This is a genomic window from Actinokineospora sp. PR83 (assembly GCF_021056305.1).
GTDB lineage: Bacteria > Actinomycetota > Actinomycetes > Mycobacteriales > Pseudonocardiaceae > Actinokineospora > Actinokineospora spheciospongiae.
In genome coordinates, this window is record NZ_JAJCXD010000057.1 from 15,099 (window position 1) to 41,779 (window position 26,681).

Sequence of the window (26,681 nt, forward strand, 5' to 3'; positions counted from 1 at the left end):
CACCGATCCAGGGCCTGTCTGCAAAGCCAGCCGTCCACCCCACAGACCGTCGGCCGCCCACCCCACAGACCGCTGGCCGAGCACCAGCCACCTGAACCCCACCGGCGCAGCGACAACCGGCCACCCCGAAAACCGCCGGTCCGGCTACCCAACTGCCCGGGTGGGTGGATGTGTTTGGGTGGGGGTGGCGATCGTGTGCAAGCCTGTCCTGGCTGTGGGGCATCCCTTCAGCCCCACCCTGTCACGCTGGGCCGCATGATCGCCGTAGGGGCCCCGGCCAAGCACATCCACCCAGCCGGGCACACCAGCCAAACCCGGGCTTGAACGCGGGCACGCCCAGCCGAGCACCCCGCCCACCCGGGCACACCCACCAAGACCCAGGCTTGCAAGACATGCCCTGATCGCAGAACCGCCGCACACCACGCCCCGATCCAAGCGGCAAGAGACTGCGATCACCCCCGCCACAACGCCAGCACCCGGTCGATCTCCTCGCGGATCCGCTCCCGGGCCTCCGCCCGAGCCACCCCCGCCATCAGCATCGAGTCGTACTCCGTCTCCTCGTGCCGGATGGCCGCCACCACGGCCAGCGTCACGGCGTGTTCGTCCAGCGCCCGCCCCGCCGCCGATCGCCCCACCCGCCCACTGCTGCGCGTTCCCGCGTGCTCGGCGATCGCCCGCGCCCGCTCGGCCGCCAACCCCGGGAACAACTCGCCGATCCGCTCGGCGAACGCGGCCTGGAACTCCACGTCCTGCACGGCCCGCCGGTCCCGGTCGCGCACCCGCCGCCGCTCGCGCGCCTCCCCGTCGGCCAGGCACGAGGCTTCGGCCGCTTCCAACGCGGCCCGCTCCACCAGCAGCCCCCGCCGCTCGTACCGCTTCCGCGACCGGTTCCACCGGGCCACCACCGCGGCCAGCCCACTGCCCTTGCGCGCCCGCCGGGTCAACGCCGCGTCCCCAGACGGGAGGAACACCAGGTGCCCGAAGTCCGCGCAGTCCAGGCACACCGGCAGTTCGTCCTCGACGAAGTGGAACTCCCCGGTTTCCCGGCACTGCGAGCAGTACCACGGCCGCTCGGCCACCAAGACCATGAGTTCCGGTGCCTTCTGCGCCGTGACCCGGGCCCGCCTCGCCTCCGGCAGGGTCGGATCGGTCCACTGTGCCGTGAACAACCGTTCCACCGCCGCGTCACCCGATGCGGTGAAGCGCAGCGGGCGCCGGTCGCGCGTGCCGGACAGGTACTCCACATCGGACTGGAGCAGACCCCGGTCCGATGCCCACTTCGCCAGGCAGGCAGCCGCCTCGGCAAGGCGTTCGGCGGGAACCGCCGCGACCGCGTCCAGGCTCGGTGTCTTCCCCAGCTCCCAGGATTGCACCACCCGGCCGCTGACCCAGCCCAGACCGGTCACCACGTCCAGTGGTGACACGACCTTCTTGCGCCGCACCAACTCCTCGGCGATCGCCGCCACCCGGCGATCCAGCCGTGCACTCACTCCGACTCCTCCACCATGGCCCGGTACGCCGGGCGCAACAGGTCCACCAACGGTTTGCCGCGCACGATCACCGGCAGCGCGTCCAACTGGTCCAGCAACGCGTCGGGCGCGGTCACGGCGGGCTGCGCCACCGGCGCCGGGGGAGTGGTGGGCGGACCCCAGAACTCCTCCAGCAGTTCCGACAGCGGCGGTTCGCGTTCCTCCGCCGGTGCCGGGCCGGAGCGCTCGCGCAACCCGCGCAGGTTGTCCAGCAGTTCCTGCCTGCCCCGTCCGCGCCAGGCCAGGATCTCGAACGGGTCGGTGTCGAACGACTCCGCGAGCAGGTAGCAGGCGGCGGCGAGGTGCTTGCACGGCACCTGCCAGTCCGGGCACGTGCAGTCCATCGACAGGTCCTGCAGGTCGTCCGGGAACAGGCGCAGGCCCACCCCGTCGAAGACGGCCTCGATGTCGTCGGGCATGTCGCCCGCGAGGAGCTTCGCCAGGAACACCGCCTGCCCCGCAAGCGCTTGCTCCACCTGCTTCCACTGCTCGTCGGTGAACGCCCGCGCCACGATCCGCACCCGGTAGGGCTCCGGTCGGGTGCCCTGCACCTGCCCCACCACGATGCTCTTGGACAGCGACAGGCTCAGCACCTGCCCCTGCCGCGCGTAGCGCTTGCCACGGTCCAGCCGCCCGCTGAGCCCCAGCGACTCCAGCACCGACAGGAACCGCCGCGACCACCACGACCGCGCGATCTCCCCGCGCCGGCTGCGGGCGCGGACCCCGTCCTCGACCCGGATGACGGGCTTGGCCGGGGCGTCGCGCCACCACTCGTCGTCACTCACCGACGGCCTCCCCCGACAGGGTGACCAGCTCGCGCAGCTCGTCGGTCGACAGGTCGCCCAGCCAGCCCTCCCCTGCGCCCACGACGAGCTGCGCCAGGGCCTTCTTCTGCTCGATCATGGTGTCGATGCGCTCCTCCAGCGTGCCCACGCAGACGAACTTGCGCACCTGCACCGCCCGCCCCTGCCCGATGCGGTACGCGCGGTCGGTGGCCTGGTCCTCGACCGCCGGGTTCCACCACCGGTCCAGGTGCACCACGTGGTTCGCCGCCGTGAGCGTCAACCCGGTGCCGCCCGCCTTGAGCGACAGCAGCACCACCGACGGGCCGTCGCCGGACTGGAAGCGCTCCACCATGCGGTCGCGCTGCTTCTTCGGGGTGCCGCCGTGCAGAAAGGCGATCTCGGTGTCGAACCGGGCGGCCAGGTGCGGCACCAGCATCCCGCCGAACGCGGCGAACTGGGTGAAGCACAGCGCCCGGTCCCCGTCGGCGAGCACCTGCTCCAGGATCTCCTCCAGCCGCGCCAGTTTCCCGGATCGCCCGGCGACCCGGGAACCGTCGCCGAGGAACTGCGCCGGGTGGTTGCAGACCTGCTTGAGCTTGGTCATGGTGGCCAGCACCAGGCCCTTGCGCTGGATCCCGTCGCTCTCGGCGACCTTCTCCAGCATGTCGTCGACCACGGCCCGGTACAGCGAGGCCTGCTCCGCGGTGAGCGTGCAGAGCTGCTTCATCTCCAGCTTGTCCGGCAGGTCGTCGATCACGGTCGGGTCGGTCTTCACCCGGCGCAGCACGAACGGCCGGGTGATCCGCCGCAGTCGGGCGGCGGCGTCCTCGTCGCCGTGCCGCTCCACCGGCACCGCGTACCGGGCGCGGAACCTGCTCAGCGGCCCGAGCAGACCCGGGTTGGCGAAGTCCATCACCGACCACAGCTCCGCGAGCCGGTTCTCCACCGGCGTACCGGTCAGCGCGACCCGGTGCCGCGCGGGCAGCCCGCGCACCGCCTGCGACTGCCGGGCGGCGCTGTTCTTGATGTTCTGCGCCTCGTCGAGCACGATCCGGTCCCAGGTCAGCTCGGCCAGCTCGGCGGCGTCCCTGGTCGCCAGGGCGTAGGTGGTGATCACCAGGTCGGCGCCGCCCAGCGCCCCGGCCAGGGCCTCGCCGGTGGCCCGGTCGGCGCCGTGGTGGACGTGGACGCGCAGGTCCGGGGTGAACCGCTGGGCCTCGCGCAACCAGGTCCCCACCAGCGACATGGGGCAGATCAGCAGGGTCGGCGGCCGCCGTTCGCCGTGGCGCTTGAGCGCTTCCAGGGCCAACAGCTGCACGGTCTTGCCCAGGCCCATGTCGTCGGCCAGGCAGGCGCCCAGCCCGAGGCCGTCCAGGAACGCCAGCCACGCCAGCCCGCGCCGCTGGTACGGCCGCAGCACCGCCCCGAACCCGGGCGGCGGGTCGAGCGGCTCCAGCGCGTTCTCCACCCGCCCGGCCAGCAGGTCCGACACCCAGCCGCTGCCGCCGATCCCGACCACCGGAACCCCGAAGGTCTCGTCGTCGGCGGGCAGCCCGGCCACCTCCAGCACCTCGCCCACCGACATCCGCCCGGAGCCCGCCCTCTCCAGGAACGCCAGCCCCGCGGCGAGCCTGCGCCGGTCGACTTGCGCCCACTGCCCGCGCACCTTGACCAGCGGCACCTTTGCCTCGGCCAGCTCGCGCAGCTCCTCCTCGGTCAACGTCAGCTCGCCCAGCGCCACCTCCCACCGGTAGTCCACCAGCTCGTCGCGGCCCAGCACGCTGGTGCGGCTCACCGCGCCCGCGGTGCCCCGGCTGGTCGTGGTCAGCTTGAGGCCGACCGCGGAGGACGGCTTCCACCACGTCGGCACCAGCACGCCGAACCCCGCCTGGTCCAGCGCCGCCGCCCGGGTCAGGAAGTCGTGGGCGCCCGCGGTGTCGAGGTCCAGCCCCACCGGGTGCCGCTCCCGCAACGCCGCGTCGAGCGCGGGCAGCACCCGGGCCGCGCGGCCCAGGTCGGTGAGCAGCACCTCCTGCGGGCGGGCCACCCACCGGCGCAGCACCCCGCCCCGATCGCCGTGCCAGATCCGCGCGGCGGGCACCAGCACGCTCGGGTCGTCGGCGGCCTGGAGCAGGAACTCCAGCCGCCAGTGCTCCTCGGTGTCCTCGGGCGGGCGCAACCGGAAACACGCCCGCACCGGCCCGTTGTGCTCGGCGCCCGCGGCCCACGTGTCCAACACCCCGGTTAGCCGCCGCACCCGCTCCGCCGCCGCGTCCAGCGACGGATCCCCGACGAGCCCGCGCAGCAACGCCCCGGCCGCCTCGTCGGCGGCGAAGCGCCCGCTCGGCGCCAACCGCACCCCCGCCAACCGGGCCCGCACCATCCCGTCGACCATCCCGTCGAGCAGGTCGCGCAACACCTCCTCCCCGATCCGCCCCTCCAACAGCCCCGGATCGACCTGCTCAGCCCGCAGCGCGGGCGGCAACGCCTCACCCAGCCGCGCGTACCGAGCCGAGTCGGCCCCCGACAACGCGGGCCGCCACCGCGCCGCGGGCCCCGCCTCCTCAGCGGCGATGGCGGGCAGCACCCGCCCCCGGGACACCAAGTCCTCCGCCAGCGCGGCGAGCCGCCCGAGGAACCGCACCGCCGCACCCGGCCGCACGTCCTCCCCGTCGAAGGTCCCCGCCGCCACCGCCGCGGGCACCACCAGAGCGGGCACCAACCACGGCGCCAACCGCACTGCCCCCCGAGGCGCGGCCCCCGCCCCCAACGGATCCCGCACCAACTCCGGCGAAGCCACCGGCGCCGACGGATAGGACGGCAACAACACCCGCACCACCCGCACCACCGCAACCGGCCCACCGGCACCGGTCCCCGACCCCCGGCCCACCGATACCGGCCCACCGACACCAGACCCCGGCCTGAGGCTGGTCAGCGCGACCGCCGGGACCGCTCCGGCCGCCCGGGCTCCCTCGGCCTCCGGTGCTCGCCCACCGGTTCGAGGTGCCCCAGCCCCCGGGGCATCCCCGGCCACTGTGGACGCCCCGGACACAAGGCAGGTCCCGGATGCACCGACTTCCCCCGGCACCGACCCATCCCCGCCAGCGCCGCGCCGCCCACCGGCAACAGCACCGGATGACCCACTCCCCGGCTCGCGGCTGACAGCCCCCGACGATTCACCGTCCGGCTCGTCTCCGACAACCCCGGATGCCCCATCCCCGGGCTCGTCTCCGACAGCCCCGGGTGATCCGTTCCCCGGACCGTCCCCGACAGCTCTGGGTGCCCCAGCCTCCGTCTCGCCGCAGGCAACTCCGGGTGACTCATCCCCCGACGTGCCCCCGTCAGTCCCGAGCGGCCCGTTCCCGGAGCCGTCTCCGGCGTTGCCGGATACCCCAGTCCCAGGCTTGTCACCGACAAACTCGGGCGACTCGTTCCCCGGCTCGCCCCCGGCGATTCCACGTGCCCCAGCCCCCGGCTCGCCGCCGACAGCCCCGTGCGACTCGGGCCCCGGACCACCGGTGCCTCCGAAGCCGTCAGCCACCGGGACCACCCCGGCGACCCGGCCGGAACCACCAGCCGCCGGGAGCCCCCCGGCGCCCCGGGCGGCTTCCGCGGCTTCGGTCGCCGGGGCGGCGTGGGCCGCCCCGGCGACCAAGGCGAAGCCGAGTCGCTGGGCCAGTTCCTCCGCGGGCACCGCGAACGGGTGGGCGTCCGCGGTCCGGGAGGCCCGGCCGGGCCGTCGTGCGGGCAGTTCGGAGTCCTCGGCCCACAGCGCCACGTCGCCCGCGTCCGTGGCGAGGCAGTGCAGCGCCATCACCGCTCAGACACTACCCAGCGGCACCGACACCTCCTTCCGGCGCCAGCGTCCGCAGCAGGAACTCGTAGACGATCGCGGACATGAATGCGCGCTGGGCGTTGTCGGCCGCCGCGCCGTGACCGCCCTCGATGTTCTCGTAGTACAGCGGCTCGAAACCCAGTTCCCGCATCCGCGCGGCCATCTTGCGGGCGTGCCCGGGGTGCACCCGGTCGTCGCGGGTCGAGGTCACGAAGAACACCGGTGGGTACTTCGTTCCACTGTGGACGTTGTGGTACGGCGAGTACCCCTGCAGGTAGGCCCAGTCGGCGGGGTCGTCCGGGTCGCCCCACTCCGCCATCCAGGACGCGCCCGCCAGCAGCAGGTGGTAGCGGCGCAGGTCGAGCAGCGGCACCTGGCTGACGATCGCGCCGAACAGCTCCGGGTAGCGGGTCAGCATCACGCCCGCGAGCAGGCCGCCGTTGCTGCCGCCCTGCATGCCCAGCCGCTCCGGGGTGGTGATGCCGCGGGCGACCAGGTCCTTCGCCACCGCCGCCATGTCCTCGTAGGCGCGCGGCCGGTTCTCCCGCAGCGCGGCCCGGTGCCAGGCGGGCCCGTACTCGCCGCCGCCCCGGATGTTGGCCACCACGTAGGTGCCGCCCTGCTCCAGCCAGGCCCGGCCCAGGCCGCCGGAGTAGCCGGGGGTCAGCGAGACCTCGAAACCGCCGTAGCCGTAGAGCAGCGTGGGGCTGCCGGTCTGCTCGCCGCGCACCACGAAGTACGGCACCTTGGTGCCGTCGTCCGAGGTGGCGAAGTGCTGCTCGACGGTGAGGCCGTCGGTGTCGAAGAACGCCGGGGCGCGCCGCAGCACCTCGACCTCCCCGCCGATCTCGCCGCGCATCAGCGTGGACGGCTGGAGGTAGCCGCTGACGTTGAGCAGGTACTCGTCGGAGTTGTCCGGGTCGGTGTCCATCACGTCCGCCGAACCCAGTTCCGGCGCCCCCGGCAGGGGCTCGCGCGTCCAGCCGTCCGCACCGGGGGTGAGCACCTCCAGCCTGGTCTTGACGTCGGACAGCTCGTTGAGGATCAGGTGGTTGCGGGTCCAGGTGTACCCGCTGAGCGAGGTGTGCGCGTCCGGCTCGAACAGCACGGTCAGCTCGCGGGAGCCCGCGAGGTAGGCGTCGAAGTCGGCCGCGAGCAGGGCGCCGGTCGGGTAGGTCGTGCCGTTGACCTCCCAGTCCGAGCGCAGCGACACGAGCAGCCACTGCCGGTGCACGTCGGTCCTCGCGTCGTCCGGCACGTCGATCCTGGTCAGCGTGCCGTCCGGGGCGCGCAGGAACTCCTCGCTGCTGAAGAAGTCCGGGTGCCTGCCGACGAAGTCGCGTTCGAAGCCGGGGGTGCTGTCGTGGTAGGCGAAGGCGCTGACGTCGTCCGGCTTGCCCTCGAAGACGGTCTCCGCCTCCTCCAGCGGGGTGCCGCGCCGCCAGGACTTGATGACCCTGGGGTACCCGCTGGAGGTCATCGAGCCGTCGCCGAAGTCGGTGCCGACGTACACGGTGTCCGCGTCGATCCAGCCCACCCGGGACTTGGCCTCGGGCAGGGTGAAACCGTCGGCGACGAACTCGCGCGCCTCGACGTCGAACTCGCGGACCACCGCCGCGTCCGCCCCGCCGCGCGACAGCTCCACCAGCGCCAGCCGGTAGTCGGGCCGCAGCACGGCCGCGCCCGCCCACACCCAGTTCTCGCCCTCGGCCTCGGCGAGCGCGTCCACGTCCAGCAGCACCGTCCACTCCGGGTCGCCGCCGCGGTACTCCTCCAGGGTGGTCCGCCGCCACAGCCCGCGCGGGTGCGCCGCGTCCTGCCAGAAGTTGTAGAGGTGCTCCCCGCGGCGGCGGGGGTAGGCGATCCGGTCGTCGGCGTCGAGGACCTCGCGCAGCCGGCGCCTGGTCGTCTCGAACCGCTCGCCGCCGGTCAGCGCGGCGACGGCTTCGGCGTTGCGCTCCCGCACCCAGGCCAGGGCCTGCTCGCCGGTGACGTCCTCGAGCCAGAGGTGGGGGTCGTTGGTGGTGTCGGCGTCGGTCATGGGGCCAGTTTGCCACCGAGCCGGGTCAGCCCGGGGAAGTTGTCCACAGGCCCGATCGCAGCAGGGAGACGACCAGTGCGGCGATGTTCCACGCGTCGTCCTCGCCCCGGTGGTGGGTGCCCTCGGCGGGCAGTCCGGCGCGCCGGAGCGCCGCGGCCATGCCGGGTTCGCGGGGCAGCGCGCGGGCCCGGGCGAACTCCGCCTTGGCGTTGACGTGCCGGGCACCGAACGGGTAGGGCACTCCCGTGTCCCGGCACTGGCGCTCGAACTGCCGCCGGTCGTAGTCGCCCCAGCTCACCCAGGTGCGCGATCGCGAGCGGTGCTCATCGATCAGCTAGGCGCACGCCTCAGCCCAGGAGATCCCGCCGTCCACCTGGTCCTGGGTGAGGGTCGTCAGCTCGGTGCAGAACGCGCTCACCGACGACCGCGTGGGGCGGACCAGCACCCCGTGCCGCGCCACCCGTTCGCGGGTGCGGGTGTCGACCACGGACAGGCCGATCTCGATGACCTCGCTGACCTGCCCCGGCGGGGGGCGCTCCGACCAGCACGTCGCCTCGACGTCGACCACGTTGAGGAACCGGTGCGGTTCCTCCATCAGTCGCGCCAGCCGGTGATGGTCACGCCCTTGGCGATGTCCACGCGGAACCCGAAGGAGATCTCACCGGTCTGCCCCGGCGGCAACTCCACCCGCCAGGTCACCTCGCCCAGCTCCGTGGTCTCAGTGGGCTGCGGGTGCAGGGTCACGTCCCGCACGACCGCCGATTCGATGCGGGAGACCGGGAGCTGGTCGATGACGGTTACCCGGGCGGGGTGCGGACCGTAGTTGCCCACCCTGATCCGGTAGGACACCTCCTGCCTGCGCGTCCCGCCCATGACCGCCTTGCCCGCCGTGCGCCGGACCAGCTCGCGCTCCACCCGCACCCGGTCGTCGATGCCCAGGGTCAGCTCGATCTCCTCGCCCGGCGCCCACGGCGCCAGGTCCGTCACGCCGACGAACTCGCTGTCGTGGAAGATCGACGCCCGGCCCGGCCGCAGTGCGTGCTCGGAAGTGTTGACCACGGTGGCGCGCAGGTAGGCCTCGGGACCGCGCAGCGGGACCGTCACGTGGTCGACCGCCGCGGGCAGGTCCACCGCGGCCACGGTCGTGCGGTGCGCGCCGCCGTCCGAGGGCACCGCGACCGGCCGCGACGGGCGGTAGGTGGTCGAGGCGGTGCTGTGCTCGACCGCGGCCACCGCCTCGGTCATCGCCTTCGGGGCGGGGACCGCGCCACCGGGCGCCGCGGCCATCGGCATGGCTGCGCCATAGCTCGCCTGGGCGGCCATCCTCGGCGCGGGCGGGCGCGGTACGTCGAGGTACCACGGTGCCAGCTCCGGCACCTCGACGGTGGCCGCCGGGCGCGCGGTCGAGAGCCGCAGCTCGCACTCCGGCCAGTCCTCGCCGCTGTGCTGGGTGACGAGCCCGTACCAGGTCAGCCGCAGCGCGCCACCGGTCAGCCGCACGTCGTAGCGCGATTCCCACCCCGCCGCGTCGACCAGGTACGAGACCTCCAGCTCCACCTCGCCCGCCTGGTCGGTACCCAGCTCGACCTCGACGACCCGCCGGTCCGGGGCGCGTTCGCGGCCGCGGTCGGCGATCCGCCGCTGTGCCTCGTCGTATTCGGCCTGCACCCGCTGCCGGTTCTCGGTGAGGGCGCGCCGCTCGCGCAGCACGGCGGCCAACTGGCCCGCGAGCGCGTCGCCCACCTCGGCCACCCTCGCGGGTTCGGTCTCGCCCTTGGCCAGGGCCTGGGCGAACGTGCTGCCGGTGCGCGTGCCCAGCGCCGTCAGCAGGTCGGCCCTGGCGCCGAGGACGGTGTCCTGGTCGCTGAGCTCGTGCAGGCGGGCGCGCAGGGCGTCGCGGCCTTCCTCCAGCTCCGCCAAGGCGCCGTCCGGGGTGCGGGCGTTGTGCTCGTGGCGCACGTCCACGCCCAGCACGGTCGCCGGGCCGCGGCCGCTGACCCGGACCGAGTCGGGGTGCAGGCCCAGTGGCAGCCCGCCGACCCGCACCCGGTGCTCCCCGGACTCCACCGCCACCCTGCCGCGCCTGGTCACCCTGGCCTGTCCGGGGTAGACGGTCACGGCGACGATCGGGGCTTCCACGTGAGTCTCCACGTCGGGGGAGGCTACCCACCGGACCCGACACCTGTCCCCGGATCACCGGCGGCCGCGGGTCACCCGGACACCCCCTTGTTCGTCGAACCCCCACCCCTTAATCGGCTGGAAACGCTTTGGGCCTGCGCACGGAGCGTGGTCGTATCGCTCCGAATCGACGTTTGCGGAGGTGGAGATGGGTAAGGTACGGAAGCTCATGACCCTGGCGGGCACCGCCGTGGTGACCGCGGGTGTGCTCGTCGTCGGGGCCGGTGTCGCGTCCGCGGCGCCGTCGTTCCAGCTGCCGTTCCCGTGCAACCAGGTGTGGTCGGGGCAGACCCGCACCAACCACAGCCCGGCGAACGCGATCGACTTCAACCGGACCAACGACGACGGGGACCCGGTGGTCGCCGCCGCGGGCGGCACCGTGTCGCGGGTCGCCAACGAGGGCAGCACCAGCTACGGCCGGTGGATCGAGATCGACCACGGCTCCGGCTGGCGCACCCGGTACGCCCACCTCTCCGCGCAGCGCGTCTCGGTGGGCCAGAGCGTCGCCCAGGGCGCCCAGATCGGCAACGTCGGCAACACCGGCGGGTCGACCGGGGCGCACCTGCACTTCGAGGAACTGCTCAACGGCGTCGCCCAGCGGGTCGTGTTCAACGGCGCCACCGCGCTCTACTGGGGCACGAAGAACTACACGAGCAACAACAGGTGCTCCGGCAGCTCCAACCCGTACACCGCCGAGGAGGTCTGCGGCAGCGCGTTCAGCCAGATCGACTCCGCCGCGCTGGGCACCGCGGGCCGCGTCTACCTGATGTACAACGCGTCCACCGGCAGCAACTGCGTCGCCACGATCAAGTCCACCTCGATCGGCTCGGCGTCGTCGGTGTCGGCCTTCCTGGAGGTCCAGGGCGGCACCCGGACCACGGACTCCGGGTCGTTCGCCTACTACGCCGGACCGGTCACCAAGTCGGCCGCGGCCAAGTGCGTGAAGTGGGGTGGGTCCGCGGGTTCGTCGACCTACACCAGCGCTTTCGAGCACTGCGGCTAGGTATTGCTCTAGAAAGGATAGCCGGCCCGGCCGACGAAGGTTATCAGGAAGGCCCGACAGGCCCGCCGATCCGGCGGCCCCGTCGGGCCTTTTTGTCCACATGGGTCCAATTCATCCACAGGCGGGAAGACACCCTTTCGCCGCCACCGCCGCGGTCGCACTGTGGACCCATGACACCGACGCCACTGCGCACAACCCTGGCCCTGCACGACGGCGGCGACCTCGTGGCCGCCGTGCCGAACCTGCTCGGCTTCCACCCGGTCGACTCGCTCGTCCTGATCACGGTCGTCGAGCGCCCCGGCGGGGGCGACGCCGCCATCGGCACCGCGATCAGGGCCGACCTCCCGGCACCCGAGGACTACGGGGGGATGGCCGAACACCTCGCCGAGATCGCCACCGGCCACTCCGCGTCCGCCGCGTTCCTCGTGCTGGTGGGCGGTGAACGCCTGGCGCGCAAGGACTTGGTGCGGCGCGTGGTGGACAACCTGGAGGCCGTCTCCGTCACCGTCCCGCACGCCCTGTGGGCCCCGGCGACGGCGGAAGGCCAACCGTGGTGGTGCTACGCGGACTGCGCCTGCACCGGGAAGGTCGTCGACCCGGACACCTCGGCCCTGGCCGTGGCGATGACCGTGGCGGGGGCCGTGCGCTACCCCGACCGGCAGTCGCTCGCCGACACCCTGACCCAGGACCCCCGGGTCGACCTGGCCCGCCGCGCGGCGCTCATCCGGTCCGCCACCACGCCGCCCGACCCGTCGCTCGTCGACGAGACCATCTCGGAGATGGCGGCTGCCGGTGCGAGCGACCCGCCCGCACCGGAACCCGCGCTCGACGACGACCTGGTCGCCGGACTGGCGATCGCGCTGTCCGACGCGGACATCCGGGGCCACTGCCTGACCATCGCCCTCACCGAGCGCGCCGGGGTGGCCGAACGCCTGTGGACGCGCCTGGTCCGGATGCTCCCCGACCCGCACCGGTCGGTCCCCGCCTGCCTGCTGGCCGTGCACGCCTACCTGCGCGGCGACGGCGCCCTCGCCCAGATGGCCCTCGAGCTCGCGAACGCGGCCGACTCGGACAACAACCTCGCCGCGCTCCTGCGCGCCTGCCTGGAACGCGCCCTGCCGCCGGACGAGTTCCGCGACATGCTCACCCGGTCGATCGGCTGATGACCGGTCAGCGCGGCGCGGCCGGACCGGTCGGGGCCGCCGCACCCGGTGGCCCCGACCGGGGGTGGTCAGCCACGGGCCCGGGTGAACTCCCAGGCGTCGCTGATGATGGTGGTGAGGTCGGCGCGCTCGGGGGACCAGCCGAGGACCTCGGCGGCGGCGTCGGCGGAGGCGACCAGGACGGCCGGGTCGCCCGCGCGGCGGGCGGCGAACTCGGCGGGGATCGGGTGGCCGGTGACCTCGCGGCAGGTCTGCACGACCTGCCGGTTGGAGAAGCCGGTGCCGGTGCCCAGGTTGAAGACCTGGTGCTCGCCCTTGACCGCGTGCTCCAGTGCGAGCAGGTGCGCGGCGGCCAGGTCGAGCACGTGGATGTAGTCGCGCACGCAGGTGCCGTCGGCGGTGGGGTAGTCCTCGCCGTAGATCGAGATCTTGTCCCGGGTGCCCATGGCGACCTGCAACACGATCGGGATGAGGTGGGTCTCGGTGGTGTGCCGCTCGCCGAAGCCGCCGTAGGCGCCCGCGACGTTGAAGTACCGCAGGCTCACCGCGGCCAGGCCGTGCGCCTTGGCGTAGGAGGTGATCGCGTGGTCGATGGCCAGCTTGGTGGCGCCGTAGGTGTTGGTCGGGCGGGTGGGTGCCGTCTCCAGGATCGGCACCTGCTCCGGCTCGCCGTAGGTGGCCGCCGTGGAGGAGAAGACCAACCGGGGCGTGCCGTGCTCGCGCATGGCCGCCAGCAGCTTCAAGGAGGTGAGGACGTTGCCGTCCCAGTACTTCGCCGGGTCCACCATGGACTCGCCGACCAGTGACTTCGCCGCGAAGTGCAGCACACCGTCGTACCCCTCGGCCAGCAGGTCGCCCGCCGCCTCGCCGATGTCGGCGTGGACGAACCGGGCACCCTCGGGCACCGCGTCCTCGTGGCCGGTCGACAGGTCGTCCACCACGACCACGTCGTGGCCGGTCTCGACCAGTCGGGCCGCGCACACGCTGCCGACGTACCCGGCCCCACCCGTCACGAGCAGCTTCACCGTGTTCCTCGCCTTCGTTCGTCTGTTGTTCGGGATCTCTCGTCCGCGGGTGCCCCGAGTCCCCCGGCCCGGGCCCGGGGTCGAGCGGACGTCACGCGTCGCGGCGCGCGCCCGCGGACGGCACAGCCGTGAACATCCGCGGCGCGCCCAGGTCCGCGCGGTCGTAGGCGGTCGACACCGCCTCGCGCACCGCGTCGGAGCGGTCCACGGGCACCAGCGCGATCGCGGAGCCGCCGAAGCCGCCGCCGGTCATCCTGGCCCCCAGCGCGCCCGCGCCGACGGCGGCGTCCACCGCCACGTCGAGTTCGCGGCAGGAGACCCGGTAGTCGTCGCGGAGGCTGGTGTGCGAGGCGGTCAGGTGGGGGCCGATGTCGGCCAGCGCGCCCGCCCGCAGCGCCGTCACCACGGTCAGCACCCGTTCGTTCTCGGTGACCACGTGCCGCACCAGCGGCCGCAGGTCCTCCGGCAGTGCCGCCAGCGTCTCGGCCAGGCCCGCCGCGGGCACGTCGCGCAGGGCGGGCACGCCGAGCAGGGCGGCGGCGCGCTCACAGCCGCGCCTGCGCTCGCCGTAGGCGGAGTCGGCCAGCGAGTGCTTGGTCCTGGTGTCGATCACCAGCACCTCCAAGCCCGCGGCGGCCGCGTCGAACGGGACCTGCTCGCGGGCCCCGGAGCGGACGTCGAGGAACAGCGCGTGCGCGGCCACGCAGCACAGCGAGGCGGTCTGGTCGAGCAGGCCGGTGGGGGCGCCGACGAAGTCGTTCTCCGAGCGCTGCACCCACCGGGCGACCTCGGCCAGGGTGGGGGAGGAGTCCTCGTCCGGGGCCACCCCCGCCAGACCCAGCAGGGCCAGGGCGACCGCGCACTGCAGCGCGTGCGACGACGACAGTCCCGCCCCGGCCGGGACGTCGCCGGAGATGACCAGGTCGGCACCGCCCTCGGCGACACCCGCCTCGCGCAGCGCCCAAGCCACGCCGGAGGGGAAGGCCGCCCAGCCGGTCACCGAGCCGGGCTCCAGACCGGACACCGCGGCGGGGCGGGCGCGCTGCGGCACGCCGTCGTCCCCGACGGTGATCATGGTGAGCTGGCCGTCCGCGCGCGCGGCCGCGGCGACCGCCACCCGGTGCGGCAGGGCGAACGGCAGCACGAGGCCGTCGTTGTAGTCGGTGTGCTCCCCGATGAGGTTGACCCGCCCGGGGGCCGACCACACCCCGTCCGGGGTGTGGTCGAGGAGCCGCCGGAACCGCTCGGCGGCTCGATCGACCGGGCTCACCTCGCGCGGACCAGGACCGCGTGCAGGACCGCGGGCGCCAGCTCCGCGGAGTTGCCCGCGCCGGTCACCTCGATCGGGTTGCCGTCGCCCTTGGACGGGCCGACGTCGACGACGTTGCCGGGCAGGATCCCGACCGACTTGAGGTCGGCCATCAGGTCCGGGTCAAGCTGCACGTGCTCGGCGATCCGGCGGATCTCCACCTTGCCGCCGCCGCGCCGGGCCACCTCGTCGATGCGGACCAGGCCCGCCTCGACCGGCGGCGCGGGCTCCCCGTCGCCGAGCTTGTCCAGCCCGGGGATGGGGTTGCCGTACGGGGAGGTGGTGGGGTTGCCGAGCAGGCGCACCAGCTTGCGCTCGACCGCCTCGCTCATCACGTGCTCCCACCGGCACGCCTCGCTGTGCACGTGCTCCCACTCCAGGCCGATCACGTCGACCAGGAGGCGCTCGGCGAGCCGGTGCTTGCGCATGACCGCGACGGCCAGCGAGCGGCCGTGGTCGGTCAGCTCCAGGTGCCGGTCCCCGGCGACCACGAGCAGCCCGTCGCGCTCCATCCGGCCGACGGTCTGGCTCACGGTCGGACCGCTCTGCCCGAGGCGTTCGGCGATCCGGGCGCGCAGGGGGACGACGCCTTCCTCTTCGAGTTCGTAGATGGTGCGGAGGTACATCTCGGTGGTGTCGATGAGATCGTTCACGTCGGTTCCCCTTCGTCACCACCATGTTAGCCGCTCCCCCCTCCGGAGCAGCGCGGCCGTCGCGGTGGGTGACCGGCTCGGCCCCGGCGGGGCGGCTTCGGCAGGATGGGCGGCGTGGGTACCTTCACCAGTCCGCTCGTGTCCGCCGCCGACCTCGCCGCTTCCCTGGTCGGACCCCTCCCGCCGGTCCTGCTGGACGTCCGCTGGCGGCTCGGGGGCCCGCCGGGGCGTGAGGAGTACGACGCCGGGCACGTCCCCGGGGCGGTCTTCGTCGACCTGGACACCGAGCTGGCCTCCCCGCCGGGAACCGGGGGCAGGCACCCGCTGCCGGACCCCGCCGATCTGCAGCGCGTGCTGCGCGCGGCCGGGGTCGGCGCGGACCGGCCGGTGGTGGTCTACGACGCCGACAACGGGTCGGTCGCCGCCCGGGCCTGGTGGCTGCTGCGGTGGGCGGGCCACGCGGACGTGGCCGTCCTCGACGGCGGGTACGCGGCCTGGGTGGCCGAGGGCGGTGCGGTCGACACCGCGGTCCCGATGCCGGACCCGGGGGATGTCGTGGTGCGCCCGGGTGGGATGCCGGTGCTCGACGCGGACGGCGCCGCCGCGCTCGCCGGGACCGGGGTGCTGCTCGACGCGCGGGCACCGGAGCGCTACCGGGGTGACGTCGAACCGGTCGACCCCAGGGCCGGGCACGTGCCGGGAGCGGTCAACGCCCCGTTCGCCGGGCACGTGGGGCCGGACGGTCGGTGGTTGGCGCCCGAGGCGCTGGCCGCGCGGTTCGCCGGGCTCGGGGTCGTGCCGGGTGGTCAGGTCGGTGCCTACTGCGGGTCGGGGGTGACGGCGTCGTCGGTGGTGCTGGCGCTGGAGGTGGCCGGGGTGACCGGGCCACAGGCACCCGCCGCGCTGTACGCGGGCTCGTGGTCGGCCTGGTCGGCGGACCCGACCCGCCCCGCCGCGACGGGCGACGCCCCCGGGCACTGACACACCGGACACAGGTCCACCAGGCGCCGAGCACCGGGCCCGGATCCCGAGGTGCCGGACACCGGACACCGGACACCGAATACCGAGGCGCCGAACGCTGGACACCGCGTGCCGAGCACCGGGTGCCGAGCGATCGGGCACGGGGCGTCGGGTCCTGGATGCTGCTGGCGCTGGGCGTCCAGCGCCAGCCGGGACGATGGGAGACCGGCTGCCGGACACCGGGTGCCGGGTGCTGGACAACCGGGTGTCGGGCGCTGGCTGCTGGGCACCGGGTGCGGGATATCAAGCGGCTGGGTGCTGGGTACCGGGCGCCCCGGTATCCAGTTCGGATGATGGGCGCTGGATCCGGCCGCCGGGTGCCTGGGCGCCTGACTTGGGCGCTGCTTGCCGAACGTTGGGTGCTGGGCGTCGGTCCGGATGCCGGGCGTTGGGATCTCCGGGTGCTGGGTGTCGGTGTTCGACTGCCGGGGTCGGGGGTGCGCGGTGCTCGGGATTCTTTCCGGGCTCGTGCATCGTCGGCCCGTGGGTGAGGGGGTGCGGACTTGGCTCGGGGGTCCTCGGGCCGTGGTGGTGGTCGCGCGGAGGGTGCGCTCGGTGGCGCGGAGCACTCGTGGGTCCGGGAGGGAGGTGGGCCACTAGGGTGCTGGCATGGGTGATGGAGCCGCCACTGTCGTCTGGGATGCCGCGTTGCTCGACTACGACCTGGGCGGTGACCACCCGTTCAACCCCATCCGGCTGGAGCTGACCATGCGGTTGGCCCGGGCGCTCGGGGTGCTCGACGGGGTGGAGCTGCACGTGCCGGAGGCCGCGAGCGACGCCGACCTGGAACGCGTGCACGAGGTGTCCTACGTCGCCGCTGTTCGGGAGGCGCCGATGGCGTCGTGGGACGTCGGGCACGGGTTGGGGACCGCGGACAACCCCGTGTTCGACCGGATGCACGCCGCTTCCTCGTTGGTGGTGGGTGGGACGCTGTTGGCGGCGCAGCGGATCGCGGCGGGGGAGAGCCTGCGGGCGGTGAGCATCGCCGGTGGGCTGCACCACGCCATGCGGGACCGGGCGGCCGGGTTCTGCGTCTACAACGACTGCGCGGTGGCGATCTCCTGGCTGCTGGACAACGGGTTCGACCGCGTCGCCTACATCGACGTGGACGTGCACCACGGGGACGGTGTGCAGGCGGCGTTCTACGACGACCCCAGGGTGCTGACCATCTCGCTGCACCAGCACCCGGCGACGCTGTGGCCGGGGACCGGGTTCGTCACCGAGCTGGGCTCGCGGTCGGCGCAGGGCAGCGCGGTGAACGTGCCGCTGCCGCCGCGCACCCGCGACCCGGACTGGCAGCGGGCCTTCCACGCCGTGGTGCCCTCGCTGCTCGGGGCGTTCAAGCCGCAGGTGCTGGTCACCCAGTGCGGGGTGGACACCCACGAGGAGGACCCGCTGGCCGACCTGTCGCTGTCGGTGGACGGGCACCGGGCCACCTACCGGGCGCTGCGGGCGCTCGCCGAGGAGTACGCGGGCGGGCGCTGGTTGGCCACCGGCGGCGGGGGTTACCAGCTACTGCGCGTGGTACCCCGGTCGTGGACCCACCTGTTGGCGACCGTGCTGGACCGGGACCTCGACCCGGCGACGCGGGTGCCCACCGAGTGGCTAGACACCGTGCGGCGGGTCGCGCCCGACGCCGACCTGCCGTTGGCCATGGGGGAGGGCACCGACACCGCCTTCGCCCCGTGGGACGGGGCGTTGGAGACGCCGGTGGACGCGGCCATCCGCGACGTGCGCCGGGCGATCTTCCCGCTGCACGGCCTCGACCCGGACGACCCTAGGGACTGACATGGCGGACGCAGGCCAGGACGCGGGCAGAAGCACGACCCCGGCCTCGGGCCCCGGCATCGGTGTGCCCGCGGGTTCGGGTGGGGTGGCGGACGACCCGTACGACTACCCGCGTCGGTGGGAGGCCGATGTGGTGCTGTCGGACGGGGGGACCGTCCACCTGCGACCGATCGTGCCCAGCGACGCCGAGGTGCTGCGGGCGTTCCACGGGCGGCTGTCGCAGCGGACCCGGTACCTGCGCTACTTCGGGCCCTACCCGCGCATCCCCGACCGCGACCTCAAGCGCTTCAGCACCGTCAACCACCACAGCCGGGTCGCGTTCATCGCGCTGCTCGGCGACGAGATCATCGCCGTCGGGCGGTACGAGGGGCTGCCGGACGGGAACTCCGCGGAGGTGGCGTTCGTCGTGGAGGACGACCACCAGGGGCGGGGGCTCGGGTCGATCCTGCTGGAGCACCTGGCCGCCGCGGCCAGGGAGCGCGGGCTGGGCAAGTTCGTCGCCGAGGTGCTGTCGGACAACGCGCAGATGGTGCGGGTGTTCCGCGACGCCGGGTACGTGGTGAGCCGGGCGTTCGACGAGGGCGTGCTGCACCTGGAGTTCGACATCGACCCGACCGAGGCCTCGGTGGAGGTGGCGCACTCGCGGGAGCAGGCGGCCGAGGCGCGCAGCGTGCACAACCTGCTGCACCCGCGGTCGGTGGCGGTCATCGGCGCGTCCACCGACCCCACCAAGATCGGGTGGGCGGTGCTGGGGAACCTGCTGGCCGCCGACTTCGCCGGGCCGGTGTTCCCGGTCAACGCCGAGCACCGCTCGGTGCGCGGGGTGCGCGCCTACCCCTCCGTGCTGGACATCCCCGACCCGGTGGACCTGGCCGTGGTCACCGTGCCCGCGGCCAGCGTCGACGAGGTGATGGACGGGTGCCTGGCCAAGGGCGTGAAGACGCTGATGGTGGTGACCTCCGGGTTCGGCGAGACCGGGCCGGACGGGCGCGGGGCGGAGCGGCGGCTGGCCGAGGAGGCCAGGGCGCACGGGATGCGCCTCGTCGGACCCAACGCGCTCGGGGTGGTGAACCTCGACCCGGCGGTGCGGCTCAACGCGACGCTGGCGCCGACGCTGCCCGGGCCGGGGCGGACCGGGTTCTTCTGCCAGTCCGGCGCGCTGGGCACCGCCATCCTCGCCGACGCCGCCGCGCGCGGGCTGGGGCTGTCCACGTTCGTCTCGGCGGGCAACCGGGCCGACGTGTCCGGCAACGACCTGCTGCAGTACTGGCAGACCGACAGCGCGACCGACGTCGTGCTGCTGTACCTGGAGACCTTCGGCAACCCGCGCAAGTTCGCCCGGCTGGCGCGGCGGCTCAGCCGCACCAAGCCGGTGGTGGCGGTGAAGTCCGGGGCCCGCGGCGTGCTGCCCGCGCTGGCCGCGACCGGGGTCGCGGTGGACGAGAACAGCGTGCAGGCGCTGTTCGAGCAGGCCGGGGTGATCCGGGTCGAGTCGATCGCGCAGCTGTTCGACACCGCCCTGGTGCTGGCCCACCAGCCGCTGCCGCCGGGGGACCGGGTGGCGGTGGTCGGCAACTCCTCGGCGATCGGGCTGCTGGCCGCGGACGCCGCGGTGGGGCAGGGGCTGACCCTGGCCGGGGACCCGGTGGACGTGGGGGCGCAGGCCGGTCCGGACGTGTTCGCCTCGGCGGTGGCCGACGCGCTGCTGCGGTCCGACGTGGACGCGCTGATCGTGGTGTTCGTGCCGCCGCTGGCCATCCCGGGCACCGCCTACGCGCGGGCGCTGCGGGAGGCCGTGGCCGAGTCGGCCGAGGCGGCGGGCAAGCCGATCGTCAGCACGTTCCTGGCCGCCGAGGGCATCCCGGCCGAGCTGGTGGTGCCCGGTCCCGACGGCGCCCCCGGGCGGGGTTCGGTGCCCTCCTACCCCAGTCCGGAGCGGGCGGCGCTGGCGCTGGCGCGGGCCACCGCGTACGCGCGCTGGCGGCTGTCCCCGGCGGGGGCGTTCACCCGACCGGAGGGGATCGACCGGGCCGGGGCACTGGCCGTCGTCGCCGAGGCGCTGGCCGGTGGGGGCGGGGGTGTCGTGGAGCTGACCGACGACCAGGTGGTGCGGCTGCTGGCCTGCTACGGCATCGCCATGGTGCCGTTCCGGATCGTCGACAGCGCCGAGGCGGCCGTGGCGGCGGGGGTGGAGCTGGGGCTGCCGGTCGCGCTCAAGACCGCGAGCCGCAGGTTCCGGCACCGGGCCGACCTGGTGGGGGTGCGGCTGGACCTCACCAGCGCCGACGCCATCCGCAGCGCGTACGCCGACCTGCGCGCCGTCTCCGGCGAGGACGGGGTCTACGTGCAGCGCATGGCGCCCAAGGGCAACTCCTGCACCGTCGGGCTGCAGGACGACCCCTCCTTCGGCACCCTGGTCTCCTTCGGGCTGTCCGGCATGGTCAGCGACCTGCTGGGGGACCGGGCGCACCGGGCGGTGCCGATGACCGACTCCGACGCCGCCGCGCTGGTGCGCGCGCCCCGGGCGGCGCCGCTGCTGGCCGGGTACGGCGGTGGGGAGCCCGCGGACCTGGCCGCGCTGGAGCGGCTCGTGCTGCGGGTGGCGGCCCTGGCCGAGGACGTCCCGGAGGTGCGGGCGGCCGCGGTGGAGCCGATCCTCGTCTCGGCCGCGGGGGCGTTCGTCACCGGCGGCCGGGTCACCGTGGGGCCGCCGCCCTCGCGGCACGACACCGGCCCGCGCAGGCTGCTCGCCATTCCCGACGCCGCGGGTGGGGGCTGGGGCTGATCCGCCCGCCCGAGATCACAACGAGATCGCAACCCCGAGATCGACAATGCGCCGGGGAATACCGGTGGAATCCGCGTAGGGATATCCGCTGCCCGGCAGACGAAAGCGGCGGACATGGTTTCCCATGTCCGCCGCTGCCGTCGGAATCACTCACGCACTCTCGTACTCATATCCCGTATCGCTGAATCCCGTGTCCCTCGACAACCCGGGGGTCAGCCAACGGTGGTGGTGCCCAGGGTGGTGTCCTGGTCGGTCGGGTCGAGCGACAGGTTCACGTCGAACTCACCCAGCGAGCTGTCGGTCACGATGTGCGACACCGCGGCCGGGTCGACGCTCACCGTGGCGTCACCGGCGGCGACACCGGTCGGGACGGTGAAGTCGACGGAGCCCTCGGCGGTGAAGGTCAGCGAACCGGTGGCCGGGACCGGGGTCTCGGCGATGGGCAGCTCGACCGGGATGGAGACGGACTGGCCGTCGCTGAGGGTCACGACGCTCGCGGCCTTGATGTTGCCGGAGATCTTGGTGGCCCCGACCAGGCGGAGGCCGTCGGAGGCGGAGGCGCCCGCGTCCACATCGATGCTGAACGGCACCGACACGGTCTGGCCGGGGGTGGCCGTCGCGGGGATGTCCACGTGCACCACGGTCGAGACCTGCTGCTTGCCGATCAGCGGGAACTCGCCGGAGAAGGTGAGCGTCTTGTCCGCGGCGAGGGCGTTGCCCGAGCCGAACAGGAACAGCGCGAGCGCGGCGAGAGCTGCCACCACTCCGCCACCGGTCACCGCACGCTTCGTCCTGCTAGCCATGGCTGTCGTCACTGGCAGTTCCTCTCATCGTTGAGATCGACGAACAAGTGAATCCCAGTAGTTCCGGCAGTTCTGGAGAACCGGGGCTACTGAAATCGACGCTAGTGCGTTATTCCCCAACGTCGCAACCCGGGAACAGGCAATTCGGCGGATGATCTGAGAATTTGTCACCGAAGCCGAGTAGGACGGCCGTCACACTGCGCGCGGATGAGTGGACAGTTCGCCACCTTCCCACTGGGTGGGAGCCGAGTCCGGCATCCGGTCAGCCGCGGTCGAGCAGGACGGCCGCGCCGAGGCCCGCGCCACCGCCGATCCCGGCGACGCCGAGCCGCCCGCCCGCGCGTTCCAGCGACTCCAGCAGCCCACCCAGCACGATCGCCCCGGCCGCCCCCGCCGCGTGCCCGGTGGCCAGCTCGCCACCCGCCGGGTTGAGCCGGTCGGGGCCCGCGTCGAAGTCCCGCCGCACCCGCAGGCACGGGGCGGCGAACACCTCGGCGAGGGCCAGCACCGCCATCCGGTCCGGGGGGAACCGGGCGCGGCGCAGGACCTCGGCCATCGCCGCCGGGCCGGTGAACGGCGCGGTCGCCGGGTCGCCCGCCACCAGCGCCGAGGCGACCACCCGCGCCCGGGGTGCCCGACCCAGGGCGTGCGCGGCACGGGCGCTGCCGACCAGCAGCAGCGCCGCGCCGTCGGCGGGGGCCGCCGAGGTGGCCGCGGTGTGCACGTGCTCGACCGACACCGGTCCGCCGCGCCCGGCGAGGGCGAGCGCGTCCTGGCCGTTCGCGCCCAGGGCGGCGTACGCGGGCGGCAGGCGGGCCAGGACCGCGGCCGAGGTGGCGCCGTCGACCAGTTCGTCCCGGGCCAGCCCGGCGAACGGGACCAGGGACGGGCTGGTGACCGCCGCCGCCCTGCGGTGCGAGGCCGCGGCGTAGGCGTCGAGGTCCTCGCGGGTGAAGCCGTCGAGGGTGGCGGTCAGGTCGGCGGCCACCCCCGGGTGCACGGCCCCGGTGCGCCGCACCAGCTCCGCGTCGTCCCACTGGGGGGCGCGGTCGGCGCGCGGCGCGACCCGCGACGGGCTCTCCACACCACCGGCGACCACCAGGTCGGCCTCGCCCGCGCGGATCCTGGCCGCGGCTTGGGTGACTGCGTCCAGGCCGGAGACCGAGGAGCGGTTCACGGTCGCGCCGGGCACCCGGTCGCCCCAGCCCGCCAGCAGCGTCGCGGTCCGCGCCGGGTTGCCGCCCTGCTCGCCGACCTGGGCGGCGCAGCCGAGCACCACGTCGTCGACCCGGCCGGGGTCCAGCGCCGGGGCGCGCGCGGCCAGTGCCCGCAGCAGGCCGCTGACCAGGTCCAACGGGCTCAGCCGGTGCAGCCCGCCGCCCGGTCGGCCGCGGCCCAGCGGCGTGCGGACGTAGTCGAGCAGGTAGACCTCGTCGCCCATGCCGTCGACACCCCCCTCGTTCCCGGGGCTGGCCTGGGAACTTCGCCAGTTGTAGCCTCGATTTCCCGGCAGGGGCAAGGAGGCGGTCGGCACATGGCAGGCGCTCGGCTCCCCGTGCCCGTGGACGAACCCGCGCGGGCGGGGGCCGCCCGGTCCCCCGGCGCGGGTGGGGTCGACGCGGGCGGCAGCACCGCGACACCCGTCGCGCTCGTGCGGGAACGGCAGGGGGAGTAGGCGTGGACGTGGAGATCCTGGGTCGGGTGCTGAGCACGTTGCCCGACGGCGACGACCACCCCTACCGCAGCGGGCCGTGGCGCCCGCAGTCGGTGGAGTGGGCGGTGGGCGAGTGCGAGGTCATCGGGGAGCTGCCCACCGACCTCGACGGGGTGTACCTGCGCAACACCGAGAACCCGGTGCACCCGGCGCGGACCGACTACCACCCGTTCGACGGCGACTCGATGGTGCACGTGGTCGGCTTCCGCGACGGGAAGGCCTTCTACCGCAACAGGTTCGTGCGCACCGACGGGTTCCTCGCCGAGCAGGACGCGGGCAAGTCGCTGTGGGCCGGGGTGGCCGAGCGCCCGGAGGACGCGCTGCGCCAGGACGGGTGGGGTGCCCGCGGTCGGATGAAGGACGCCTCCAGCACCGACGTGGTCGTGCACGCGGGCGTCGCGCTCACCAGCTTCTACCAGTGCGGCGACCTCTACCGGCTGGACCCGCTCACCCTCGACACCGTCGGCAAGGCCGACTGGGGCGGGGCGTTCCCCGCGGAGGGGGTGTCCGCGCACCCCAAGGTCGACCCGGTGAGCGGTGAGCTGCTGTTCTTCAACTACGGCACGGAGTCGCCGTACATGCACTACGGCGTCATCAGCCCCGACGACAAGCTCGTGCACTACACCGACGTCGAGCTGCCCGGCCCCCGGCTGCCGCACGACATGGCCTTCACCGAGAACTACACGATCCTCAACGACTGCCCACTGTTCTGGAAGCCCGAACTCCTCGCCCAAGGGGTGCACTCCGCCCGCTTCCACCGGGACATGCCGATGCGCCTGGGGGTGCTCCCCAGGCGCGCGGACGGCGGTGACGTCCGCTGGTTCGAGGCGGAGTCGACGTTCGTGCTGCACTTCGTCAACGCCTACGAGGACGGTGACGAGATCGTGCTGGACGGCTTCTTCCAGTCCGACCCGGAGGGACGCGGCAGCGTGTTCCCCGGCGACCAGTCCTACGCCAGGATGTTCCGGATGCTCTCCCTCGACGGCTTGCAGACCCGGTTGCACCGGTGGCGGCTGAACCTGGTGACGGGGCGGACCACCGAGGAGCGGCTCACCGACTCGATCACCGAGTTCGGCATGGTCAACGCCGGTCACGCGGGCCGCCCCTACCGCTACACCTACGCCTCCACCGGGGTCCCCGGGTGGTTCCTGTTCGACGGCTTCGTCAAGCACGACCTGCTGACCGGCACCCAGGAGCGCTACCGCTACGGCGACGGGGTGTTCGGCAGCGAGACCGCGGTGGCCCCCAGGGTGGGTTCGCGCGGCGAGGACGACGGCTACGTGATCACCATGACGACCGATATGACCGAGGACCGGTCCGAGTGCCTGGTCTTCGACGCCACCCGGGTCGGCGATGGGCCGGTGGCCAGGGTCCGACTGCCCGAGCGGGTCTCCAGCGGCACGCACAGCACCTGGGCGGCGGGCGCGCAGCTCCCCGGCTGGCGCACCGCCGAGGACCCGGCGGCGGCTGTGGGGCTGTCCACCCCGTGATGCACCCACCGGACCGCCCGACCCGACTGGGCGCGGGCGGCGACAACGCCATCGCGTTCGCCATCGGTGTGGCCGCCGACGAGTGGACGCTGCTGGTCCTGCGGCACGCCATGCAGGACGGTGTGCGCCGCCCCGAGCGGTGGCGGGAACTGCTGCCGATCTCCGAGGCGGTGCTGACCTCGCGGCTGCGCCGGATGTCCGAGCTGGGCATCCTCGACCCGGTCGAGTACGACCGGGACCCGCCGCGGTGCGAGTACCACCTGACCCCGCGCGGGGCGGCGCTGTGGCCGGTGCTGGTCACCATCTGGGCCTGGGAGGTGCGCTGGGCGGGCGGGCACCCCGAGCACCTGCCCCGGATGCGCCACCTGACCTGCGGCAACCTGTTCGACCCGCTGATGGCCTGCCGCGAGTGCGGCGACGTGGTGTCGCCGCGGGAGGTGACCGGCGCGTTCGGGCCGAGCGGCTCGTGGCCCCGGTCGGCGCCGAACACCACCATGCGCAGGCGCTCCAGCGGCTCGGCGAACCTGGGGCCGGGGTTCTTCCCGGAGAGCCGGGCGCTGATCGGCAACCGCTGGTCGGCGGCGATGCTCGGTGCGGCCTACCTCGGCGCGCACCGGTTCTCGGAGTTCCAGCGCAGGCTCGGCGCCCCCGCCACGGTCATCGCCGACCGGCTGCGCACCTTCTGCTCGCTGGGGGTGCTGGAGGCCTTCGGCGACGCCGACCGCGCCGACCGGCACGACTACCGGCTGACCGACAAGGGCCGCGCGTTCTTCCCGGTGGTCATGTCGGCGATCGAGTGGGGCCAGCGCTGGTTCCTCGCCCCGGAGGGCCCCGCGGTCGTCTTCCGGCACCGCGACTCGGACCACCCGTTCTCCGTGCTGCTGCTGTGCTCGGCCTGTTCGCAGCCGCTGAGCGGCAAGCAGATGTCGGTCGTCTGACGAACCCGTGCAACCCCGGTCCCGGTGACCTCCGTCCCCTGGGCATGAAGCGCCTCAACACCCTCAAGACCATTGTCGGAGCGGGCGTTCTGCTGGCCGCGCTGTCCGCTTGCGGTTCCGGTGCGAGCCCGGCGGGACCCGAGGCCGCACCCCCGCCCGCCACCGCGACCCAGGCACCGGACGCCGAACCCGACCGGCAGCCCGCCCGCACGCCCCCGGAGGGCGGCGTGCAGGTGGCCACCGCGCAGGTCGACACCACCGGGTTGCAGGAGAACTACCCGGTGATGGTGTGGACGCTCGACAACGGGTCCACCCTCGGCGTCGTCGCCCAGGAGGGCGGCTGCGGCAAGGCGAGCGCGGAGGTCACCGAGCAGTCCGAGAGCAAGGTGGCGGTCACCCTGGTGGAGACCACGCCCGCCGAGGCGCAGATGTGCACGATGGACCTGCGCTACCCGAAGCTGACCGTCGAACTGGCGCAGCCGCTGGGCGAGCGCCCGGTGGTGCTCAAGAACGAACAGCGCAAGGGCTGACAGACCCCTTTCCCGGTGCCCCGGTCGGTGTTGCCCCGCCGACCGGGGCGCCTCCGTGCAACCGCAACGGCCGGTGGGTCCGTCTTCCGGGT

General features: G+C 73.8%; 21 protein-coding genes. 9 read left to right on the top strand and 12 right to left on the bottom strand.

Annotated elements, in window-relative coordinates; genetic code table 11:
• Nucleotides 1-452: 452 nt before the first annotated feature.
• The 7 genes from L6E12_RS19815 to L6E12_RS19845 all read right to left on the bottom strand — a co-directional run bounded on the left by L6E12_RS19815 (nt 453) and on the right by L6E12_RS19845 (nt 10,341).
• Nucleotides 453-1,490, bottom strand: a complete 1,038-nt coding sequence (locus tag L6E12_RS19815; RefSeq protein WP_236229415.1) for a DUF2293 domain-containing protein — start codon at nt 1,488-1,490, stop codon at nt 453-455.
• Nucleotides 1,487-2,314 carry an SWIM zinc finger family protein gene (locus tag L6E12_RS19820; protein WP_236229416.1) on the bottom strand — a complete coding sequence of 276 codons (828 nt, stop codon included), beginning with the start codon at nt 2,312-2,314 and terminating at the stop codon, nt 1,487-1,489. Before L6E12_RS19820 ends, L6E12_RS19815 begins: the two co-directional genes overlap by 4 nt.
• Nucleotides 2,307-5,033: a DEAD/DEAH box helicase gene (locus L6E12_RS19825; protein WP_308075063.1), complete on the bottom strand. Its 2,727-nt coding sequence runs from the start codon at nt 5,031-5,033 to the stop codon at nt 2,307-2,309. Before L6E12_RS19825 ends, L6E12_RS19820 begins: the two co-directional genes overlap by 8 nt.
• A gap of 1,108 nt (nt 5,034-6,141) precedes the next feature.
• Nucleotides 6,142-8,190 (bottom strand): prolyl oligopeptidase family protein, encoded by a 2,049-nt coding sequence (locus L6E12_RS19830; RefSeq protein WP_236229418.1) that lies wholly within the window; start codon nt 8,188-8,190, stop codon nt 6,142-6,144.
• A gap of 25 nt (nt 8,191-8,215) precedes the next feature.
• Nucleotides 8,216-8,488, bottom strand: a complete 273-nt coding sequence (locus L6E12_RS19835; RefSeq protein WP_236229419.1) for a hypothetical protein — start codon at nt 8,486-8,488, stop codon at nt 8,216-8,218.
• Nucleotides 8,489-8,524: 36 nt separating this feature from the next.
• Nucleotides 8,525-8,785, bottom strand: coding sequence for a 3'-5' exonuclease (locus L6E12_RS19840; protein ID WP_236229420.1), 261 nt, complete (start codon nt 8,783-8,785; stop codon nt 8,525-8,527).
• Nucleotides 8,785-10,341: a mucoidy inhibitor MuiA family protein gene (locus L6E12_RS19845; protein ID WP_236229421.1), complete on the bottom strand. Its 1,557-nt coding sequence runs from the start codon at nt 10,339-10,341 to the stop codon at nt 8,785-8,787. The genes L6E12_RS19840 and L6E12_RS19845 overlap by 1 nt, the downstream gene beginning before the upstream one ends.
• Before the next feature lie 175 nt (nt 10,342-10,516).
• Between L6E12_RS19845 and L6E12_RS19850 the strand changes: the two genes are divergently transcribed.
• Together L6E12_RS19850 and L6E12_RS19855 are read left to right on the top strand one after the other, a co-directional pair.
• Nucleotides 10,517-11,371, top strand: a complete 855-nt coding sequence (locus tag L6E12_RS19850) for a M23 family metallopeptidase (RefSeq protein ID WP_236229422.1) — start codon at nt 10,517-10,519, stop codon at nt 11,369-11,371.
• Between the two features lie 170 nt (nt 11,372-11,541).
• Entirely contained in the window at nt 11,542-12,534 is a 993-nt protein-coding gene (locus L6E12_RS19855; protein ID WP_236229423.1) for a DUF4192 domain-containing protein, read from the top strand.
• Between the two features lie 68 nt (nt 12,535-12,602).
• Here the strand turns inward: L6E12_RS19855 and galE are convergent, their stop codons facing one another.
• The 3 genes from galE to L6E12_RS19870 form a co-directional block, all read right to left on the bottom strand.
• Nucleotides 12,603-13,559, bottom strand: a complete 957-nt coding sequence (galE, locus tag L6E12_RS19860; protein ID WP_236229424.1) for a UDP-glucose 4-epimerase GalE — start codon at nt 13,557-13,559, stop codon at nt 12,603-12,605.
• A 91-nt stretch (nt 13,560-13,650) separates the two neighbouring features.
• Nucleotides 13,651-14,829, bottom strand: a complete 1,179-nt coding sequence (galK, locus tag L6E12_RS19865; RefSeq protein ID WP_236229425.1) for a galactokinase — start codon at nt 14,827-14,829, stop codon at nt 13,651-13,653.
• Nucleotides 14,826-15,521, bottom strand: a complete 696-nt coding sequence (locus tag L6E12_RS19870; protein WP_236229426.1) for a metal-dependent transcriptional regulator — start codon at nt 15,519-15,521, stop codon at nt 14,826-14,828. The genes galK and L6E12_RS19870 overlap by 4 nt, the downstream gene beginning before the upstream one ends.
• A gap of 105 nt (nt 15,522-15,626) precedes the next feature.
• On the opposite strand from L6E12_RS19870, the gene L6E12_RS19875 reads away from it, so the two are divergent.
• The 3 genes from L6E12_RS19875 (at nt 15,627) to L6E12_RS19885 (ending at nt 21,114) form a co-directional block, all read left to right on the top strand.
• The gene (locus L6E12_RS19875; protein ID WP_374201913.1) at nt 15,627-16,502 is read left to right on the top strand and encodes a sulfurtransferase; all 876 of its coding nucleotides are present in this window, start codon (nt 15,627-15,629) and stop codon (nt 16,500-16,502) included.
• A 648-nt stretch (nt 16,503-17,150) separates the two neighbouring features.
• Nucleotides 17,151-18,329 carry an acetoin utilization protein AcuC gene (locus tag L6E12_RS19880; protein ID WP_236229428.1) on the top strand — a complete coding sequence of 393 codons (1,179 nt, stop codon included), beginning with the start codon at nt 17,151-17,153 and terminating at the stop codon, nt 18,327-18,329.
• A gap of 1 nt (nt 18,330) precedes the next feature.
• Nucleotides 18,331-21,114 carry a bifunctional GNAT family N-acetyltransferase/acetate--CoA ligase family protein gene (locus L6E12_RS19885; protein WP_236229429.1) on the top strand — a complete coding sequence of 928 codons (2,784 nt, stop codon included), beginning with the start codon at nt 18,331-18,333 and terminating at the stop codon, nt 21,112-21,114.
• 212 nt (nt 21,115-21,326) lie between these two features.
• Here L6E12_RS19885 and L6E12_RS19890 read toward each other — a convergent pair whose 3' ends face one another.
• Nucleotides 21,327-21,875, bottom strand: coding sequence for a DUF6801 domain-containing protein (locus L6E12_RS19890; RefSeq protein WP_035280083.1), 549 nt, complete (start codon nt 21,873-21,875; stop codon nt 21,327-21,329).
• A 304-nt stretch (nt 21,876-22,179) separates the two neighbouring features.
• Nucleotides 22,180-23,358, bottom strand: a complete 1,179-nt coding sequence (locus L6E12_RS19895) for an acetyl-CoA C-acyltransferase (protein WP_236229430.1) — start codon at nt 23,356-23,358, stop codon at nt 22,180-22,182.
• Nucleotides 23,359-23,451: 93 nt separating this feature from the next.
• Here L6E12_RS19895 and L6E12_RS19900 point away from each other — a divergent pair, with 93 nt between their 5' ends.
• From L6E12_RS19900 to L6E12_RS19915, 4 genes are read left to right on the top strand one after another with little or no spacing between them, the layout of a single operon-like run.
• Nucleotides 23,452-23,592 carry a hypothetical protein gene (locus L6E12_RS19900; RefSeq protein ID WP_236229431.1) on the top strand — a complete coding sequence of 47 codons (141 nt, stop codon included), beginning with the start codon at nt 23,452-23,454 and terminating at the stop codon, nt 23,590-23,592.
• Nucleotides 23,593-23,594: 2 nt separating this feature from the next.
• A complete protein-coding gene (locus L6E12_RS19905) occupies nt 23,595-25,121 on the top strand; it encodes a carotenoid oxygenase family protein (RefSeq protein WP_236229432.1) in 1,527 nt (508 codons plus the stop codon).
• On the top strand, nt 25,121-26,059 hold the full coding sequence (locus L6E12_RS19910) for a helix-turn-helix domain-containing protein (protein WP_236229433.1): 939 nt from the start codon (nt 25,121-25,123) through the stop codon (nt 26,057-26,059). The genes L6E12_RS19905 and L6E12_RS19910 overlap by 1 nt, the downstream gene beginning before the upstream one ends.
• A 44-nt stretch (nt 26,060-26,103) precedes the next feature.
• Nucleotides 26,104-26,589 carry a hypothetical protein gene (locus L6E12_RS19915; RefSeq protein WP_236229434.1) on the top strand — a complete coding sequence of 162 codons (486 nt, stop codon included), beginning with the start codon at nt 26,104-26,106 and terminating at the stop codon, nt 26,587-26,589.
• The last annotated feature ends 92 nt before the right edge of the window (nt 26,590-26,681 follow it).

What these genes read in the sequence shown, in the direction of transcription:
- L6E12_RS19900 (WP_236229431.1), top strand. Translation starts at nt 23,452, where the DNA reads ATGGCAGGCGCTCGGCTCCCCGTGCCCGTGGACGAACCCGCGCGGGCG.
- L6E12_RS19850 (WP_236229422.1), top strand. Translation starts at nt 10,517, where the DNA reads ATGGGTAAGGTACGGAAGCTCATGACCCTGGCGGGCACCGCCGTGGTG.
- L6E12_RS19875 (WP_374201913.1), top strand. Translation starts at nt 15,627, where the DNA reads ATGGGCGGCGTGGGTACCTTCACCAGTCCGCTCGTGTCCGCCGCCGAC.
- L6E12_RS19895 (WP_236229430.1), bottom strand. Translation starts at nt 23,358, where the DNA reads ATGGGCGACGAGGTCTACCTGCTCGACTACGTCCGCACGCCGCTGGGC.
- L6E12_RS19915 (WP_236229434.1), top strand. Translation starts at nt 26,104, where the DNA reads ATGAAGCGCCTCAACACCCTCAAGACCATTGTCGGAGCGGGCGTTCTG.
- L6E12_RS19840 (WP_236229420.1), bottom strand. Translation starts at nt 8,785, where the DNA reads ATGGAGGAACCGCACCGGTTCCTCAACGTGGTCGACGTCGAGGCGACG.
- L6E12_RS19830 (WP_236229418.1), bottom strand. Translation starts at nt 8,190, where the DNA reads ATGACCGACGCCGACACCACCAACGACCCCCACCTCTGGCTCGAGGAC.
- L6E12_RS19855 (WP_236229423.1), top strand. Translation starts at nt 11,542, where the DNA reads ATGACACCGACGCCACTGCGCACAACCCTGGCCCTGCACGACGGCGGC.
- L6E12_RS19910 (WP_236229433.1), top strand. Translation starts at nt 25,121, where the DNA reads ATGCACCCACCGGACCGCCCGACCCGACTGGGCGCGGGCGGCGACAAC.
- L6E12_RS19885 (WP_236229429.1), top strand. Translation starts at nt 18,331, where the DNA reads ATGGCGGACGCAGGCCAGGACGCGGGCAGAAGCACGACCCCGGCCTCG.
- L6E12_RS19880 (WP_236229428.1), top strand. Translation starts at nt 17,151, where the DNA reads ATGGGTGATGGAGCCGCCACTGTCGTCTGGGATGCCGCGTTGCTCGAC.